The sequence below is a fragment of the Arthrobacter sp. 05T47 genome (genome assembly GCF_056395825.1).
Window position 1 is genome coordinate 42,772 of sequence record NZ_JBFTKG010000009.1, and the last position, 18,208, is coordinate 60,979.

The window sequence follows — 18,208 nt, forward strand, 5'->3', positions numbered from 1 at the left end:
GCGTACCCCTGCCGGCCTGGCAGCCGGTGCGAAATACGTCACACAGATTAAACCTAATTATCCCACGTTCCCGCAGCCCTCCTGCGCGGCCACCGCGCGGACCCGCACGCCGCGGAACTCGACGGGGGGTCCGGCGTCGTAGTTCTTCAGCAGGGTCAGCCATGCCCCGCCGTAGCGGGTGTCCTCGGCGGAGACGCTCCAGCCGGAAGAACCACCCCCGTCCCGGCGCACGGCGATGCTCCAAGGCCGCAGCGACACCACGAACTTCATCCATTCGCCGGCCCGCGGCGCGGGGCTGCCGGTTTGGGCGAGCCGGACCGGATCCGTGGTCCCGGCGTCGTGCCGGTAGAGCGCCAGGGTGCCGTCCGCGGCGAGGTCCAGGGAATAGCCGGAGACTTTCGGGGCGGACCCGGGACGGTACGGCGCGTCGCCGTCCTGGCCAAAGGCCACCCCCGCGCCGGGGCCGGCCGCCGGGAGTCCGGAGGGCCAGCGGAGTTCGAACTCGTACTCCCAGTCCGGGGAGTTGACCGCCTCCGCCAGCGAGCCCAGCACGTAGCCGGACTGGCCCGGGCTGGAGATGCTGACGGCGCCGTCGGCAAATGCCGGTTGCCCGTCCCAGACGGCGTCGGCGGCCCACGGCAGGTCGCCGGTTCCCCGGCGCCCGGCGGCGAAGCCATCTTCGCTGAGCGGTTCGTCCTGGTGCAGGACATAACGGATGTTGGCGCAAATGAAGCCCCGCACACCGAGGTTCTGCAGGCGGGCGTACTCGCTGCGCCGGTGCAGTTCCCAGGCGAGCACCGGTTTTCCGGAGGCCACCACCTGCCGGATCATGGCCTCCGGCACGGTGTAGTGGATCCCCAGCAGGTCCGTGCGCGGGATGAGCTCCGGCACCTTGGCCTGGTCGCGCGCGACCATGTAGCCGAAGGTCGTGTAGCCCTTCGCGGCGGCGAGCTTGTGCCCCGGCGAAGCGGACGGCTGCTTCCACACCACGTGTTCCCGGGCCGCGGGATACTTCTCCAGCAGGGCCAGGATTTCGTCGGCGTTGGTCCCGGGCTTGTCCTCAAGGAAGATCACGTGGCTGGCCACGAAGGTGTCCAGGACGTCGGAGAGCAGCGCGATGGGTTCCAGCGGTGTGGCCGGGCCGAGCCAGGCCCGGGCATCGTTGCGCAGGGGCTCCAGCGCGGCGTAGGGCGCCCGGGCAATAGTCAGGTCAATGCCGGTCAGCCTTTGGGTGTTCAGGTCGTGGTGGCAGACCAGCACGCCGTCCGAGGTGGCGGAAACCGACACTTCGATCGCCTTCAGCCCTGAGGCCACCGCCCCCTTGTAGGCGCGCATCGTGTGCTCCGGCCAGTTGTCCCCCGAGCCCCGGTGCGCGACGAAGAACGACGGCGCTGCCAGCAAGGCGGCGATCGTGAAGGGCCCCTTGTCCCCCGGCGCGGCGACGGCGCCCGTGGTGACGAATTCCTTGGCCGCGGACGCCGCGGGGACGATCCGGGGCCGCGGCCGGGCGGTGGCGCCCGCGGCGGGGCTCCCCGGACAGGCCGAGCAGCCGGCCACGCCCAGTACGGCCCCGGCTGCCGCGAAGCCCAGGAACTGCCGCCGCGCGATCACGGCGATCCTGCGCCATGCAGGGCCACGGCGGTGCGGGCGGGGACGGCCGCGGGGACCCGTGCGCGCGCGGACGCCCGGTGTGCCCTGGCCTCGTCGGTCGCGATGACCACCATGGCCAGCACCGTCCAGACCAGAATGCCGGCTGCGGACCTGGTGGCCAGGGAGCTGTAGGTCTGCGGGATGACTACTGCCATGAGGCCGGCAAGCAGGAGCCCCGGATATCCACTACGGAATCCCGTCCTCAGGGCGGTGCCCAGCACGAGAACGACCATCGAACCGAAGTAGAGCAGCGCGAACAGGACGCCGAAGTCAACGCTGTACATCACTGTGGGGTTCTCGAAGCTGGTTGCCAGCCCCGCCCGGGCACCCAGCAGAAAGCTGGCACCGCTGCCTTCGCCGGCCACGGCGTAGTCGCTCCATCTGCCCAGGAAATACTCGAGGGCCAGGCCCCGGGCCTCTGCGGAGCCGGCGTCGTCGGCGACCCTCGCCGACACGCCCGCCACCAGTGGTGAGGCTATGAGGGCGCCGCCGGCTCCGGACATCACGAGCAGCGTGGCCGTCTTGATCCAGGTGCGCCAGGGGGCGAAGATCACAGTAGCCACCACCGTCATGGCCAGGGCAGCGAGCCCCACGCGCGACTGGGAGATGAGGATACCCACCGCCATCAGCGCCAGCAGGAGGAGCTGCAGCCAGCGGCGCTTCACCCCGCCAAGGAGCGGCGCCGCCAAGCAGATGAACAGCGACAAAGCCAGCGGCTGGTCCAGTGTTCCCATCCAGCGCCCGGATTGCCTGGCGAACCAGTACTGGGTCTTGAACCCTGCTTCGTAGAACAGGACATTGCCGCTCAGCCACTGCGCGACGGCCACGGCACACACGAGCGCAACGAGAGCCAGGAGCACCGTGCGCAGCATCGTCACCAGGCCCTCGCCGCGAACGGCTTCGGCGAGCAGCAGCAGGAAAAACAGCACTGGCACTACTATCTGGTCCACCAACAGCACCATGCCGCCGCCATTGCCGGAGGTCGACGTGGCCAGGTACGCCGCCACGATGACCAGTCCCAGAATTAGGAACAGAAGGAAATGAGCGCCCAAGACCATCCGGATGCTGGCCGGATCGTGAAACAGCCGCACCAGAACGATCGAGAGCACCAGCCATGTTGCGGCATGGACGGACATGGGGCCGGAGGACACCCCGGTGAGCGTCGGGGATCCGATCGCCGGCACCAGCAGCCACAGGCCCAGCACCGCGGCCAACGGCACCCTGGCGCGCTTGCGGAAGAGGAACGCCGCCGCGAGGCACACTCCGATCCAGGCCGTCAGCTGCATCTAGGCCACCCGGCCGGACTTCACGAACAGACCCGGAACGAGGACCACAACAACGACGCCGTCCACGCTCACCGCCGGGCGGCAGAATGCTTGACCGGAGCCGGCTCCGCAGGGGCCTCCGCGGGCGCCGCCTTGGTGCGTTTGTTCGGCTTGCGCAGCTTCGTCCGGGGCTGTTTGCGGCCTTCGGACAGGCGGAGCGGAAGGGCGTTCAGTACGGCACCGGCCACGGCGCCTTTGACCAGTTCCAGGTTCTGCTGGGACGCGCCCAGCAGTTCGCGCGTCACCTTCTGGTACCGCACCACCAGCACCGTTAAGTCCGCCTGCACGGCCAGGAGGGCGGCGTCGCTGAACGGATGCATGGCTGGCGCGTCGAGGATGACGCGGCTGTAGCTGCCCCGCATCTCGCCCAGTGCGGCCGTAATGGCCTGGCTCGCCAGGAGCTCGGTGGGGTTATCGGGAACCGAACCGGCAGCCAAAATGTGGAGCCGGTCGCTCGCTGTTTTCTGGATAACACGGGGCAGAGCGGCCCGACCGGCGAGGACGTCGGCCAGGCCGAGCGCGTTGCCGAGTTTGAGTTCCGATTCCAGCCGCGGGAAGCGGAGGTCTGTTTCCACCAGCAGGACTTTCTCCCCCGCTTCAGCCCACGCGCGGGCCAACATGAGTGCCACGGTGGTCTTGCCTTCGCCTCCCCGCGCCGAGGTGATGAGCACGACGCCGGAGGCTGGCAGTGCGGGCAGATGCTCCATGTTGGTGCGGAGGCGGCGTGCCGCTTCGTCGAGCAGCGAGGCCGGGCGGCGTTCCAGAATGGCTGAGAGCGGCCGTGCCTGTGTGCTGGCCGGGACGCGGGCCAGTAGCGGCAGTCCGGACGCGTCTTCGACCTCTTCCGGGGTCCGGAGGGTATGGTCCGTCATCCGGCGGGCGACCACGATGGCGATGCCAGCGCCGAGGCCGAGCAGCGCACCAAGGGCAAGGTTCAAGGAAAGCCGGGGTGACACCGGATCGGCCTCGTCGGTGGGTCCCGCCACGACGTTCAGGACAGTCTGCCCGCCGCCGCTCTGCGTCCGGCCGGCTCCGACGTCATCCAGCGCCGAGTTGAGGCCGGCTACGATCTCGCGGGCGATCTCGAGGGCCTTGGCCTGGTCGGGAAGACTGACCACAACTGTCAGCAACAGGGTGTCCTGGTCCGCCGAAGCACTGACGCTCTGCGCAATTTCCGCTGCCGACAGGCCCGTGGAACTGCTGCTGACCAGTTTTTCCACGAACTTGTCGCCCTTGATCAGGCTCGCATAAGACGCAATACGCCCCCGCGACAACTCGAGGGACTGCAGGGACGACTGTCCCAATGACGGCGGCGAGACAACATAGAACTTGACGGTGCTTTGGTACACCGGCGGTGTCCTCTCCGTCACGCCCCAGGCGACGGCTACGCCCGCCAGCAGGCACAGGAGCACTATGAGCCAGCCCCGCGCAATTGCGCGCCCGTATTCAGACAGTTCCAAGCGAACCCCCCTGTGGCCACCATGCCGTGCCTGCAGCAGCACGGTCCTTCATGGTCCCTGACGCACCATTATTGACTGCGTCCGTGCCGTGCGGAAGCTTTTTGGCTTGTGTCTTTCGGGTCGGTCCGGGCCCTGACGCCCCCCGGCGCCGTAACGAAGGCTGCTTTGGTCGGCGGACTGTCCCGCCTGCGGGGCATGAATCCTAGCCAAATTCCGGCACCGGCCGTAGTCTTGCCCTAGCCAGGGCGGACCGGCAGGTCCAGCAACAGTTTTGGGCATCAAGTCCTGGAAGCAGGACTTGGACCCAGATCCTGGCGGGTCTCAGCAGCAGGTCTCAGCAGCAAATCTCAGCGGCAGGGTTCCAGCAACGGGTCCCGGGGCACGTCCCCGGCGGCCGGACCTGTGTTCCTGCGCCAGCAGCAGCGCGGTCCCGTTCAGGGATGCCTTCCGCCGGGGTTCCGGATCGAGGGGGGCACTATGACGACTGACGACGGGCAATTCTCGGTACTGGTGGCGCACCCCAGCGCCGATCTCTACGGCTCAGACCGGGTGCTGCTGGAAACCATCGACGGGCTGCACCGCAGCGGGGCCCGCGTCCTGGTGGCCCTGCCGTCGCCCGGGCCGCTCGTGGCAGAACTCAAGCGCCGGGGCGCCGCGGTGGTCTTCTCGCCGACGCCGGTGCTGCGCAAGAGCCTGCTCACGCCCCCTGGCCTGGTGAAGCTCGCGGCCACCTCGGTGTACGGGCTGCTCTGCAGCGTCGGTGTGATCCGAGGCTCCCGTCCGGACGTCATCCTGGCGAACACCATTACTGTCCCCCTGTGGACGGTTGCGGGACGGCTAACGGGGGTCCCGGTGGTCACCCACGTCCATGAGGCGGAGGCCAACGCCCCGCGGGTCCTCCGCGCAGCCCTGGCCCTGCCGCTCCTGTTCTCTCGCGGCATCCTGACCAACAGCCAGTTCAGCTCTGACACGCTGGCCGCATCGCTCCCGGCGCTCCAGGGCCGCCCGCACGTGCTCTATAACGGAGTCCCCGGGCCAGCCGAGCCGGTCCCGCCCCGGCCCGAGCTCCACGGCGGGCTCCGGATCCTGTACGTCGGACGGCTGTCCCACCGCAAGGGCGTGGATGTGGCCATCGACGCGTTGCTGCGGCTGCGCGGCGATGGCGTGTCCGCCCGGCTCTCGCTGGTCGGGGCGGTCTTCCCCGGTTACGAGGACTACGAGGCCGGCCTCCGGAGCCAGGTTCAGGCCCATGGCGCCGAAGAGCACGTCACGTTCCATGGTTTCCAGGATGTCGTCTGGCCGTTCCTTGCCGAGTCCGACGTCGTCGTGGTGCCTTCCCGGCTCGACGAGCCGTTCGGCAACACGGCCGTCGAAGCGGTCCTGGCTTCCCGGCCCGTAATCGTCAGCAACACCTCGGGCCTGAGGGAGGCCGCGGCCGGCTACCGTTCGGCGCAGTTCGTCGAACCCGGCGATCCCGGTGAACTGGCCGCCGCCCTCGCCCGCGTTGCCGGCCGGTGGCAGGAGTACCAGTCCAGCGCAGTGCTCGACGCCGCCGAAGCGGGCCGCAGGCACAGCCCGGAACACTACGGGACCCTCATGGCCGGACATCTGGCCCAGGCCGCCGGCAGGCTGTTGTGACGGGAAGCCCGGCCCCCCGCGCGGCCGCGGTCCCGGCCGCGCCGCCCAAGACCGCACGGGGCGTCCGGTGGAGCTTCGGGGCAGTGCTGGCCCGGCAGGGATTCCAGATGCTTTGCGCCGTGGTCCTGGCCCGGATCCTGGGCCCGCAGAGCTACGGAGTCATTGCGGCGGCCACCGTTTACATCAGCCTGGTGGCGCTGCTGCTGGACCAGGGCCTCTCCGCGGCCCTCGTCCAGCGGCCCGATGTCAGCCGCCGCATGGCAGGTGCCACCGCCATGCTGAACATTCTGGTGGCGGTGCTGCTCGGGGCGGTGACATGGTGGGCCGCGCCGTGGATCGCGCAGTTCTTCGGCGTAGCGGAGCTTGAGCCGATCCTGCGGCTGCTGGCGTTGGCCGTCCCCATCAAGGCCCTGGCCATCACGCCGCGGGCCATGCTGTCCCGCAACCTTGCCCTCCACCGGGTCGGCGCGGCGGACATTGCGGCCGCCGCCGCGGGCTGCGCGGCCGGAATCGGCGCCGCGCTTGCCGGCGCCGGCCCATGGTCCATGGTGTACCAGGTGGTCACTACCGACCTCGTCTGCAGCGCGTTGTTGCTCGCGGCCAACCGGGGTCCCGTCCCCAATGTTGCCTTCCGGACCGTGGCGCCCCTGTTGAAATTCAGCGTCAGCGTCTTTGCCACGGACTGCCTGGCCTACTTCTCCCGGAATCTGGACAACATCCTGGTGGGCCGGGTACTCGGCGTGGCCGCCCTATCGCTGTACGGAATGGCCTACCGCATCCTGGTCATCCCGGTCCAGCTGATTGGCCAGACCGTCAACCGGGTCATGTTTCCCGCGTTCGCCCGCGCGGCCGGCAGCCCGGAGAAAGTGGCCGCAAGCCTCGTGGCCGCGACGCGGCTGCTGGCGATCTCCGCGGTCCCACTGATGATCTTCGTGGCCTGCGCCGCCCCCGAGCTCGTGGGCCTGGTCCTGGGCCCAGAGTGGCTGCCCGCAGCCGGGCTGGTGAGCGTGCTCGCCATCGGGGGCGCCCGCGAGACCGTTTTCTACGTCACCCCCTCCCTGATGAAGGGCCTCGGGCAAAGCGGGTTGATCGTCCGGTACGAGATCCTGGCCGCCGTCGTGCAGGTGGGCGGAATCGTGATCGGACTCCAGTCCGGCGTGTTCGGCGTCGCCGTCGGCTACTCAACCGCCGGCTTCATCCTCACACCCGTGCTCCTGCGCATCCAGTACCGGCTGACCGGTGTGACGGCGATGACCCAGCTGGCCGCCATCTTCCCCGCAGTCCACGCCGCGGCCTGGGGCGCGGCAGGATACTGGGCGCTGTCCCTGGCCACCGTGCACGGCCCCTGGCAGCTGTTCGGCGGGCTGGCGCTCTATGCCGGGCTCGCCCTCGCCGCGCTGCGGGTATTCCACCGAAGCACGCTCTCCGGCTACCTCGGGCAGGCGCGGGCGCTCATTGGGCGGCCCGCCCGCCGGCAAGCCCACACGACGACAAGAGGTCACAATGTCTGACATCACCCACCCCGGAGTCCGCCCCACGGGCGAGGAACCCGCCGTCGGGATCCCGGCGGACGGCCTGGTCATTGCGGTGCTGACCTACCGCAGGCCGGAGGACATCGCCCTGGCGCTGCCGCGGCTGGCGGACCAGGCGGGAACCGGCCATGCCGCAGCAGGCCAGGCCGGTCCGGGACAGGAGTCCCTGGACGGGCCGGCCGGGCCGCCGGCCACGGTACTGGTCATCGACAACGACCCCGAGGCCAGCGCCCGTCCCATCGTGGAACAACTGGCCGGCACCCTCCGGCCCGGGCTGGTCCGGTACGTCCACGAGCCAAGGCCCGGGATCGCGGCGGCGCGGAACCGCGCCCTGCGGGAGGCGGCGTCAAGTGCGCTGCTGGTCTTCATCGACGACGACGAAGTGCCCTCGGAGCTGTGGCTGGCGCAGCTGGTGGGCCTGCAGCGCTCCAGCGGCGCCGCCGCCGTCGTGGGCCCGGTCATCAGCGAATACGAACACGCTCCCGAGCCCTGGATCGAAGCCGGAAAGTTCTTCCACCGCCGCAGGCTCGCCACCGGGACCCGCCTTGACGTGGCGGCGACGAACAACCTGCTCCTGGACCTGCGGCAGGTCCGTGACCTACGGCTCTCGTTTGATGAACGGTTCGGCCTCAGCGGTGGCTCTGACACACTCTTCACGCGGCAACTCGTCCAGCGCGGAGGTTCCATGCTGTGGTGCGACGAGGCCATCGTGGTGGACCGGGTCCCGTCCTCGCGGCTCACCCGCGACTGGGTCCTCCGCCGCGCCCTCCGCAGCGGGAACTCCGCGACCCGCGTGAACCTGGAACTCGCAGGCAGCTCTCGAAAACGCCTTACGGCCAGAGCCATTTCGCTGGGCTCGGGGTCCGTTCGACTACTGGGAGGCTCAGTGCGGGTGGCGGCTGGCCTGGTGAGCGGATCGCCGGCGCAAAAAGCGCTGGGAATGAGAACCGCTGCGAGGGGCCTGGGGATGACGACCGGGGCTTTCGGATATGTGTACAGCGAGTACAGCAGAAGGTAGGTCGCGAGGAACGGGGCCCTGCCTGCCGCGCTATTTTGAAGCAATGCCTATACCCCATCGGCTAAGCCGGCGCAGGGGCACGCCCACTCAGAACTAACCGTTACTGATTTGCAACCATTCGGCACGTCGACTACGGTGTTGGATCAGTAGCCGGGCGGGTACGCCTGCCGGAAGTGAGTTACCTGCGCGCAGTGGACGCCAGTGGCAGGACCCGGGGGCGGACGCGCGATGGCAGGCATGGCTTGTCGCGGTCGACGACATCGCGTCGGCGCTGTTTTCAGGCCCTGACCCGATAACGGCCCGCGGTCATCCGTTTATTAACTTGATTTGCCGGTGCGGCAACAACGGTTTCATCCGACGGTGTGGCGGTTGTTTCCATGCGACGTCATCGGCTTCCAACACGATGTCGCAGCAAACGAAGGAATGTTTTGCTTATTCGAAAGAGAATCGCCCCCATACTCGGCCTGCTCGGGCTGGTTTGCGCCGGCGCCATGATCAGCGCACCGGCAGAGGCTGCGACACCGCGCGCCGCGCTCGTCGTCGGCAGCTACAAACCCGACGCGTCCACCACTGGTGTCCCGTCCGGAAGGGCGCTTACCAAGGTCGGCAGCTACGATAAGCCGTACGTGATCACTGTTGACGGCACTGTCTTGGACGGCAAAGAGATCTTCGGTGACGTCAAAGTCCAAGCGAAGAACGTTGTTATCAAGAACAGCCTTCTGCACTGCGGTAATTACAAGCCCAGCACTAACACTGGCTGCGTCGACGCGAACAGTGCGAAGGTTTTCAATTTGACCGTTCAGGACAGCACGATCCACCCCATCATGCCCAGCCCGCTGCGGGACGGCATAGTGGGCCACGAGTACAACGCCATTCGGAACCATGTTTATGGCGCCAACGACGGGATGGGTGTCTTCAACAAGCCCGGCGGCAGCGTTAACGCCAACGTTCGGATTGAAGGCAACTACATCCACACGACTGTCTACCATGACGCAGCGAACGATCCCGGGCCTTCGGCCGACGGTACGCACAATGACGGCATCCAGGTCCAGGGCGGAACGAACATCCGTATTGCAGGCAACACCATTGTCAACGACGGCGTCCTCGGTTCGGGATCCAGGGCTGATGCCGCGAAACCACGCCTGTTTCCCCACGGGCACGGCTGCACCATCATTTTGCAGAACAACACCGGTGCACCGTTGAAAAACACCGTCGTTGAGCAGAACTGGTTCGACGACGGGCTGGCTTCGGCCTGCATCAAACCAGGCGAGATCACCTTCCAGAAGAACCGCTTCGGACAAAACCAGTACAACTACTTTGCACCGCCCCGGGTCAGCAAGTACGTGATCCGCATCGACGTCAAGGCGAGAACGATCGTTCACGGCCTGGAGACAAATGTTTGGGCGGACACCGGCCAACCGCTGAAGGTCGGCAAGGGCCTCGGCATCGAGTACGACAGCTAGCCCTAAAAGGTACGCCCCGGTCTTCGGATCGGGGCGTACCTTTTGCCCTTTGGGCGGCCAAAGCACCAATTCGACGGGCCCGAGCTACCGAGAGAATTCAACTATTGAGTTGACGGGTCCCGCCCACGCAGCCCGTGATTGATATCCCGCCGCCTTAAGAAGGCTGTCGTCCAGGCGGGCCGCTTCGACTGGATAATCGAGGCGGCGGATAACCCATACTCTGTCCACTCCTTCGAGGCCCGCCGTTGAAGCTGCGAGAAGCCGTGACGTTCCGTCAAGGGTTCCGTCCTGGGCTCCGGGAGTATCAATAGTCAGATCGCGCAGGCCCGCAAAGGCGTCAGGATACGCCACTGCAATCCGTCTGAGGGTCAGAAGGACCCGGCCGTCCCCGGGTGGGTAGCGCGGACTGAAATACACGGCATCATTGCTGGCCTTGTGTTCCTGGATATAGCCGGCCACAGCGCTCCAGTCGGCGCCGCTCTTGGCGTTGACCTCCCGCTGGGAGATATAAACCGGGATGGCGAGCAGGATGATCGCAATCCCCGCACCTCCCCTCAGCCACGTCGGCCGCAGCCAGATCATCCCGGCTCCGATCAGGACGGCGACGGCCGGGGCGCTCAGGGTGAGGTAGCGGGGGCTGTACATGGGGTGGACATACAGGGAATACAAACCGATGACCAAGGTAGGCAACGCGATCTGGGGAACGATCCACGCCAGGTAGTTGCGTTTGCTGCCCTCGCCGTGGGTACGAAGAATAACCACCAGGGCATAGATCATAATCAGCCCGCACACCGCCGCCAGCAGGACCGCGCTGATCTTCCAGAGCCCGGCCGGCCCCGTCTGTGGATAGCCGCCGGTCGGAGTATCACCCAGAAACCACTGATTCACGACCACGTTCCGCAGCCAGCGCGACCACCCCAGTTCGTCGTCGTTGAGCTGTCCGCGCTGCATCGCAGACAGGTAAACGACCGGCGCGGAAATGAGGACACCGAGCACCGACGCGAACGCCCATTCGATGCGCGTTCGCCAGGCGGTACGGCTCAGCGCCAGCAGAGTCAGCGCATGTGAGGCCAGAATGAACACGAGATAGAGGTTGATGCCAATGGCGATGGCTGCCAGTCCGGCGTAGGCCAACCACCAACGAGCAGTCCGACGGCGAAGGGCCACCATGAGCACTATGGTGAGCCACACGGCAGCGGCGGCGGTAAAAGCGAACGGCCGGGCCTCCATGCCGGCCCAGGTGATCCGTGGAAGGACAGCAAAAACAGCGGCGCTCGTCAGTCCAAGTACCCGGCCCCCCAGCCTACGGGCCATCAGGAAGACGCCTGCCGCGGCTGCCGCTATAGCCACGGCACTGGGCATGCGAAGGAAAAAAGCCGATTCGCCGGTGAGTCCCACCCAGAAATGCATGAACAGGTAATAAAGCCCGTGCACAGCGTCGATGTTCTGGACCATGGCCCACAGCTCGGGCAGGCTCCGACGTGCCGCTGAAATCGTCGCTGCCTCGTCGGTCCACAGCGATGCGTTCCACGAGCCTGCGGTTGACAGCGCCCAGGCCAGCGCAGCACTGAGGAGCGCCAGATGGACGTCACTGAGTCGGCCCATGGTCAAGGGTTTCGCCTGCGGCGGCCAGACAGCGCCCACGGTTGGGGTTGGTGCGGCGGCTTCGGCTGTCGTGGAGTCTAATGAGCGGATGGGACCCTCCTCGGACGTGCTGACAATGCGTAATGCTCGGTGAAAGGGATCCGCCAGGTTGGGCGCCGGAACGCCAGCCCGGCCGCCCCCGTCGGACAATGCAGCTGGCATCCCCGTATTGTGCGTCGAAGTCTAGCCAGCGCCTTATGGTTTGGGAAGGTACCGGTCCCCGAGCGGTGCCCCCGGCGGTTCCCCGGGATAATTTCAACGCAGTCATGGATTTCCCACGAGGCCTTGACCTGCTGGTTGTTCACCGGATTAGGGTCCGCCCCGAGGCGACGTAGTGTGCCTGGATCCGCAGCAGGGAAAGCACCTGTGGGTAGATGGCAACTTCGTCTATTTGGCCGTTCAGGTACCGGCTCGTCGGACGGCTGGGCCAGCCCGCCAGGTTGTCGCCGCCGAGCCGCCAGTAGCCGTCGAAGGGCCACGCCGATGTGGTGCCGGTTCGACCGGCCGCCAAGGTCCCGTCAACGAACAGCTGCATCCCGTTGGGACCGAGTGTTGCCACGACGTGGTGCCACTGGTTGTCATTGAAGCTCGTGGTGGTGTTGACGGTGACCCGGGTTGCCGCTGCGCTGGTGCCGGTCGGGCGGACACCGAAGAAGAGACGCCCGGTGTTGTCCATGTAGACGTTCCGGTCGAAGTCCGCCGAGACGCCCGTCTGCGAATTGCCGTAGCCAATGATCTGGCCGCCCTGCTTGGTGGCGGTTCGGAACCACGCCTCGGCACTGAACGTGTTGGGCCGGGCAGCCAGCGTCGGGCTGCTGGCCACACCCTCGGCGGTCCCGTTGAAGGCCGCGGCGGTATTGGACTCAACATTCAGCGCTCCCGGGGCGCCGAAGGTGACACCTGGCCGCACCGTGAGGTCGTCCTTGCCCGCGAGATCCACGCCGGTGGCCCCGCCGGATTCGCCGAGGCGCCAGTAGTTGCCGGGCTTGTCCGCGAGCACCTGCCGGGCATAGTTGCCCGGCGTCGCGACGGATCCTGCCGCCGTAATCGTGACGGTGTCGCTGCGGGCCTCGTTGCCGAAGGCGTCCCGTGCGAAGATCCGGTAGCCGTAGCTTTGCCCCGGCATCAGGCCGGTGTCCACGAAGGTCATGCCCGGCCGCCGCCAGAACGTGGAAGCCTGGCTGACTGTGGAGATCACGGCGCCGTTGCGCCGCACCTCGTAGATGAGGTTTTCGTTGTCCTGGTCCCAGTTCGCCTGCCACCGGACACGCACCACCCCGGCGACAGGGGCGGAAAGGGTCGGGTTGAAGTTCAGCCCGGTCACCCGGGGGCCACGCCGGTCAGGCGCGATGTTGCTCTTGGCGAATCGGGTAAGCCCCTGCTGGAGCTGGTTGTTAACCGTCGTGAATTCGCCGGCCATCGCCACGTAATCCGCATTCCCGGTCACGGTCCACGGACCCTGGCTCTGGCCGGTGAAAGTCCCGTTATTCAGGATGGGGAACCAGTTCAGCAGCGAGGGCGACGGGGTGCCGGCGAAGTTGGTGTAGCCGTGGCTTTCCGTCGTCAGAGTTCCCGTGGCCCGCTTGCTGAAGGCGATTCCACGGTTGAAGCCCCAGGGTTCCGTCTGCGAAAAACCCCCCACATTGCCGCAGTAGTGCGCATGGCCCACCGCATAGACGACGTCCCCGATGGGCTGGAGCGAATGGGTATCTCCGTGGCAGTCCTCGATCCAGGTGGTGGAATCATCGGACCACTTGACCGAGAACATCCCCTCGAGCGTGCTCACCCGCAGGAACGTGTAGCCGGAACCGTAGACGTTGACTCCGTCGCTGGCCAGCGAGGTGATCGCTCCGCTGGAGGGTCTGCCACCTGAATCTGGGGCGGTGCCGCCGTTACGGACGATGTTGTTAATCTGGAAGGGAAGGAGGGCCCCTGTTGTGGTGTTCACTTTGCCCAGGCCAAAGCCGGGGTTGCTGGAACCGTTGATCGAGGTGAAGGCGCCTCCCACGACCATGCTGCCGCCGTCGGGCGAGAGGGCCAGGGCGTTGACGCGGCCGCCGGACGCGACCGGGTGCCAAGGCAGGAGCGCGCCGTTGGAGGCACTGACCGCAGCCAACCGCCCCCGGGCCGCGGAGCCGACTGCGTTGAAGAGACCGCCCAGGTAGACGGTGGTCGGCGTCGCGACAATGGCACGGACCGAGGACGACATTCGAGGCAGGAAGCCAGGAATCAGGGCACCCGTGGCAGGGTTCAGGGCGACGGCCCGCCACACCGCCGCGCCGTTGTACGTCGTGAAGGCGCCCCCGACATACAGCCTCGATCCGTCCGGCGAGGCTGCCAGCGCGTTGACCTCGGCGTTGAAGCTCGGCGTGAAGGCGTTCAGCAGCTCGCCGGTGGTCAGGTTGTAGGCGAGGATGTTGTTGCGAACCACTGTTCTGGAGCCTGGTGCCGCACCGGCGGGGCGGGCCTGGGTGAATCTGCCGCCGACGTAGACCGTGGTGCCGATGATGACCTGGGTCCAGGCCACTCCGTTGATTTGCGCCGTCGGAAGGGCGTCCGCGGAGACGGTCACGGGGGTGGCGGGATTCCGTGGATCAGCCGGCGCGGTGTCTGCCGAAGCCGTCAGGCCGCTGTAGAGTCCCAGCGGAATTGAGACCGCCCCAGCGAGGAGGAGAGCCATCAGTTTCTTCGCGACGCTGCGCCCGGCACCAGCCGGCGCCGGGTAACGGGGCGCTGCTGCCCCCGTCCTCCGGGCGCTCCCCGGCGCTTCGTTGCTGAACATGATCTTCCTCTCCTCCACCCGGGCCTACGGAATCTTTACGGAGAAGTCATCGAAGCGCACCACAACCGGAAAGTTGGCCGCGGTTCCGGAGAGGTACGCCAAGAGTCCCGCACTTCCGGCCGCCTGCAGGGCAGGCGTCGAGTCACTCGCGCTCAGTTGCCAGGCGACCGGCTCTGCGGCGGAAGCCCGCCAGACCTTTCCGCTGAGAACCGTGGGGCCGGCGCCGTCCAGCTTTAGCCGGATGACGAGGGGGTCGTTGGCCGCCATCTTCAGCCCGGCGATCGCCAGTGGCCCTGCGACATTGGTTTCGACGTTGTTGACGGTCTTGGTGAGGTATAGCGAAACCGCCCCCGTGCTGGAGATCTTGACCTTGGCCCGGTAGTCGTTGTTGTTCACCCGCCGGCCGAACAGGGAGGCGTCCAGGCCGCCTCCGCCGGCGAGCTTATCGGCGGAAACCGTGATCCGCCCGTCGAACGCTGCCGTCGACACGGCGCTGAGGGATGCGCTCCGGCCGGCCCCGGCGGCCCCGAAGGTGACTTCTCCGGCGCCGTTGTTGACCGCGAAGTTGGTAGCTCCGCCCGATAGCGTCCACGCACCGCCGACGTCCGCGGTGCCGAAGCCGCCGGCGACGGTCCGCCCGAAGGCGTCCGCGGCGACCACGGTGTTGGATGCCGGGGCCGTGACGGTGACCGCCTTGCTGAGCGTGCCCGTCGCGCCGTCATCGTCGGTCACCGTCAGGGTGACGGTGTAGGTACCGGCACTGGCATAGGTGTGCGACGTCGTGGCCCCGGTCCCAGTGCTTGCGTCACCGAAGTCCCAGGCGTAGCCAGCGATGGTCCCGTCCGAATCCGAAGACCCGGAACCATCCAAGGAAGCGGCCAAGTTGGCAGCGGTCGATGTGAACGCGGCCGTCGGGGCCACGTTCGCAGGCGGAGCCACCACGGTCACGGAACGGACGATCGTGGCGGTGTTTCCGGTGTTGTCCGTCACCGTCAGCCGGACCGAGTAGGTGCCGCCTGCCGCATAGGCGTGCTGCGCCGTGACCCCCGTGCCGGTGCCGCCGTCGCCGAAGTCCCAGGCGTAGGCGGCGATGGGCCCGTTGGCGTCCGAGGACGTCGTGCCGTCCACCGAGGCCGTGAGTCCGTTGACCGCTGATGTGAAGGCGGCCACCGGATTCGCGGGAGGTGCGCTGACTGTGCGGCCGGATGCCACGAAGTGCGCCTGCACCCGGGACAGGGGCAGCACGGTCGGGTAGATGGCAACGTCGTCAATCTGGCCAGTCAGGTAGCGGCTGGTCGGAGCGCTGGGCCAGCTGGTCAGGTTGTCGCCGCCGAGGCGCCAGAAACCGTCGATCGGCCAGGCGGATGTGGTGTCCGTCCGCCCAGCAGCCAGGACGCCGTCAAGGAAGAGTTGCATCCCGTTCGGACCAAGGGTCGCCACGACGTGGTGCCATTGGTTGTCATTGAACCTCGTGGTCGTGTTGACGGTGATCCGGGATGCCGCTCCGCTGGTGCCGGTCGGGCGGACACCGAAGAAGAGCCGCCCGATGTTGTCCATGTAGACGTTGCGGTCGAAGTCCGTGGAAACCCCCGTCTGCGAATTTCCGTAGCCGATGATCTCGCCGCCCCTGTTGGTGCCGGTCCGGAACCAGGCTTCTGTGCTGAACACCTGGGGCCTGGTGGAGAGCGTCGGACTACTGGCGACCCCGTCGGTGGTGGCGTTGAAAGTGGCTGCCGTGTCTGAGTCTCCGGTCATTGCGCCCGCGGCCCCAAAGCTGACACCCGGCCGGACGATCAAATCGTCCTTGCCCGCGAGGTCCACGCCGGTGGCCCCGCCGGTTTCGCCGAGGCGCCAATAGTTGCCTGGCTTGTCCGCGAGGACCTGCTGCGCGTAGCTCCCCGGTGCCGCTACGGATCCCACTGCGGTAATGCTCACGATGTCGCTGCGAACCTCGTTGCCGAAGGCGTCACGGGCGGAAATGCGGTAGCCGTAGCTCTGGCCCGGTGTCAGGCCGGAGTCCAGGAACGTCATGCCCGGTCGCCTCCAAAAAGTGGAGGCTTGGTTGGCGGTGGACACGACGGCGCCGTTGCGGCGGACCTCATAGGTGAGGTTTTCGTTGTCCTGGTCCCAGTTCGCCTGCCAGCGGACCCGCACGGTACCGGCGGCAGGGGTGGACAGGGTCGGATTGAAGTTCACGCCGCTCAGGCGGGGGCCCCGCAGGTTTGGCGAGAGGCCGGTCCGTGGGAAGCGGGTCAGTCCCTGCTGCGGCTGATTGTTGATGGTAGTGAATTCGCCTGCCATCACGATGTAGTCGGCGTTGCCGCCCACTGACCAGGCGCCCTGGTCCTGGCCGGTGAAGGTGCCGGAATTCAGGATCGGGAACCAGTTCAGCAGCGACGGCGACGGGTTCCCGGCGAAGTTTGCATAGCCATGGCTCTCGGCGGTCACGGTGCCGGTGGCCTTCTTGCTGAAGGCTATGCCGCGGTTGAACTGCCAGGGCTCGGCCTGGGGGAACGCACCGATGTTTCCGCAGAAGTGCGCGTGGCCGGCCAGGTAGACGGCATCCCCCATTGGCTGGATGGAATAGGTGTCCCCGTGGCAGTCCTCGAGCCAGGTGGTGGTGTCGTCCGCCCATTTGACGGAGAACATTCCCTCCAGCGTGCTATTGCGGCCAAAGGTGTAGCCGGCGCCGTATACGTTGACGCCGTCAGTGGCCAGCGTGGTGATGGAGCCGGTGCTGCCTCCGTTACGGGCGATGGTGTTGATCTGGAAGGGCAGGAGGGCGCCCAGGGACGCGTCCACCTTGGCCACGCCGTAGCCCGGGTTAGTGGATCCGTTGATGGAGGTGAAGGCACCGCCCACCACCATACTCGCGCCGTCCGGGGAGAGGGTCATGGCGTTGACCCGGCCGCCGGCGGCAACCGGGTTCCAGGGCAGGAGCGCGGCGTTGGAGGCGCTCACCGCGGCGAGCTTGTCGCGGGTGACGGAGCCGACGGCGTTGAACAGGCCGCCGAGGTACACCGTGGTGGAGGTCGCCACAATCGAGCGGACCGACGCGGACATGCGGGGCAGGAAGCTGGTGATAAGGGCGCCGGTGCCCGGGTTCAGGGCGACTGCCCGCCACACGGTGGAGCCGTTGTAGGCGGTAAACGCGCCGCCGACGTACAGCCGTGATCCGTCCGGGGAGGCTGCCAGTGCGGTCACCTCGCCGTTGAAGCTGGGCGTGAACGTGCTCAGCAACTCCCCGGTGGTGAGGTTATAGGCCAGGATGTTGTTCCGCGGGACGGTGCCGGTGCCGGCAGCAGCGCCCGCGGGCCGCGCCTCGGTGAAATTGCCGCCTACGAACACCGTGTTGCCGATGATGACCTGGGCCCAGGCGACGCCGTTGATCTGGGCGGTGGGCAGGCCGTCGGCGGACACGGTGACGGGGGTGGCCGGGTTGACGGGGTCCGCGGGGGCGGTGTCCGCCGCGGCCGGCTGGCTGCCGACCAGCCCCAGTGACAGCGCGACTGCGGCGGCCAGCAGCAGCGCCAGCGTCTTTTTCGCACCCGCCCGCGCGGTGGTGTAGGCCGTCCTCGCAGTTGTTGCTGTTGCAGTTGCCGTTGCAGGTGCCGTCGTCGGTGCCGGGCCGGCCGGCGGCCGTGTCCCTCTCCCCCGAGCGCTCCCCAGCGTTGCGTTCCTGAGCATCTTTTCTCG

Annotated in this window: 10 protein-coding genes; 4 read left to right on the plus strand and 6 right to left on the minus strand. The window is 67.3% G+C overall.

Annotated features, from left to right (window positions below; all coding sequences use genetic code 11):
* Positions 1 to 57 precede the first annotated feature (57 nt).
* The 3 genes from AC1DEY_RS08915 to AC1DEY_RS08925 form a co-directional block, all read right to left on the minus strand.
* Positions 58 to 1,611, minus strand: a complete 1,554-nt coding sequence (locus AC1DEY_RS08915; protein WP_476867628.1) for a glycerophosphodiester phosphodiesterase — start codon at positions 1,609 to 1,611, stop codon at positions 58 to 60.
* A complete protein-coding gene (locus AC1DEY_RS08920; protein ID WP_476867629.1) occupies positions 1,608 to 2,936 on the minus strand; it encodes a hypothetical protein in 1,329 nt (442 codons plus the stop codon). The genes AC1DEY_RS08915 and AC1DEY_RS08920 overlap by 4 nt, the downstream gene beginning before the upstream one ends.
* Positions 2,937 to 3,004: 68 nt before the next feature.
* Positions 3,005 to 4,435: a tyrosine-protein kinase domain-containing protein gene (locus AC1DEY_RS08925; protein ID WP_476867630.1), complete on the minus strand. Its 1,431-nt coding sequence runs from the start codon at positions 4,433 to 4,435 to the stop codon at positions 3,005 to 3,007.
* Positions 4,436 to 4,912: 477 nt separating this feature from the next.
* On the opposite strand from AC1DEY_RS08925, the gene AC1DEY_RS08930 reads away from it, so the two are divergent.
* From AC1DEY_RS08930 to AC1DEY_RS08945, 4 genes are all read left to right on the plus strand, one after another.
* A complete protein-coding gene (locus tag AC1DEY_RS08930) occupies positions 4,913 to 6,073 on the plus strand; it encodes a glycosyltransferase (protein WP_476867631.1) in 1,161 nt (386 codons plus the stop codon).
* The gene (locus tag AC1DEY_RS08935) at positions 6,070 to 7,584 is read left to right on the plus strand and encodes a lipopolysaccharide biosynthesis protein (protein WP_476867632.1); all 1,515 of its coding nucleotides are present in this window, start codon (positions 6,070 to 6,072) and stop codon (positions 7,582 to 7,584) included. Before AC1DEY_RS08930 ends, AC1DEY_RS08935 begins: the two co-directional genes overlap by 4 nt.
* Complete coding sequence (locus AC1DEY_RS08940) at positions 7,577 to 8,623, plus strand: glycosyltransferase (protein ID WP_476867633.1); 1,047 nt, start codon at positions 7,577 to 7,579, stop codon at positions 8,621 to 8,623. Before AC1DEY_RS08935 ends, AC1DEY_RS08940 begins: the two co-directional genes overlap by 8 nt.
* A gap of 428 nt (positions 8,624 to 9,051) precedes the next feature.
* Positions 9,052 to 10,086: a hypothetical protein gene (locus AC1DEY_RS08945; protein WP_476867634.1), complete on the plus strand. Its 1,035-nt coding sequence runs from the start codon at positions 9,052 to 9,054 to the stop codon at positions 10,084 to 10,086.
* A gap of 84 nt (positions 10,087 to 10,170) precedes the next feature.
* On the opposite strand, the gene AC1DEY_RS08950 is transcribed toward AC1DEY_RS08945, so the two are convergent.
* From AC1DEY_RS08950 to AC1DEY_RS08960, 3 genes are all read right to left on the minus strand, one after another.
* Positions 10,171 to 11,691, minus strand: coding sequence for a glycosyltransferase family 39 protein (locus tag AC1DEY_RS08950; protein WP_476867706.1), 1,521 nt, complete (start codon positions 11,689 to 11,691; stop codon positions 10,171 to 10,173).
* A 340-nt stretch (positions 11,692 to 12,031) separates the two neighbouring features.
* Complete coding sequence (locus tag AC1DEY_RS08955; protein ID WP_476867635.1) at positions 12,032 to 14,512, minus strand: LamG domain-containing protein; 2,481 nt, start codon at positions 14,510 to 14,512, stop codon at positions 12,032 to 12,034.
* Between the two features lie 24 nt (positions 14,513 to 14,536).
* On the minus strand, positions 14,537 to 18,199 hold the full coding sequence (locus AC1DEY_RS08960; protein ID WP_476867636.1) for a PKD domain-containing protein: 3,663 nt from the start codon (positions 18,197 to 18,199) through the stop codon (positions 14,537 to 14,539).
* Between the last annotated feature and the right edge of the window lie 9 nt (positions 18,200 to 18,208).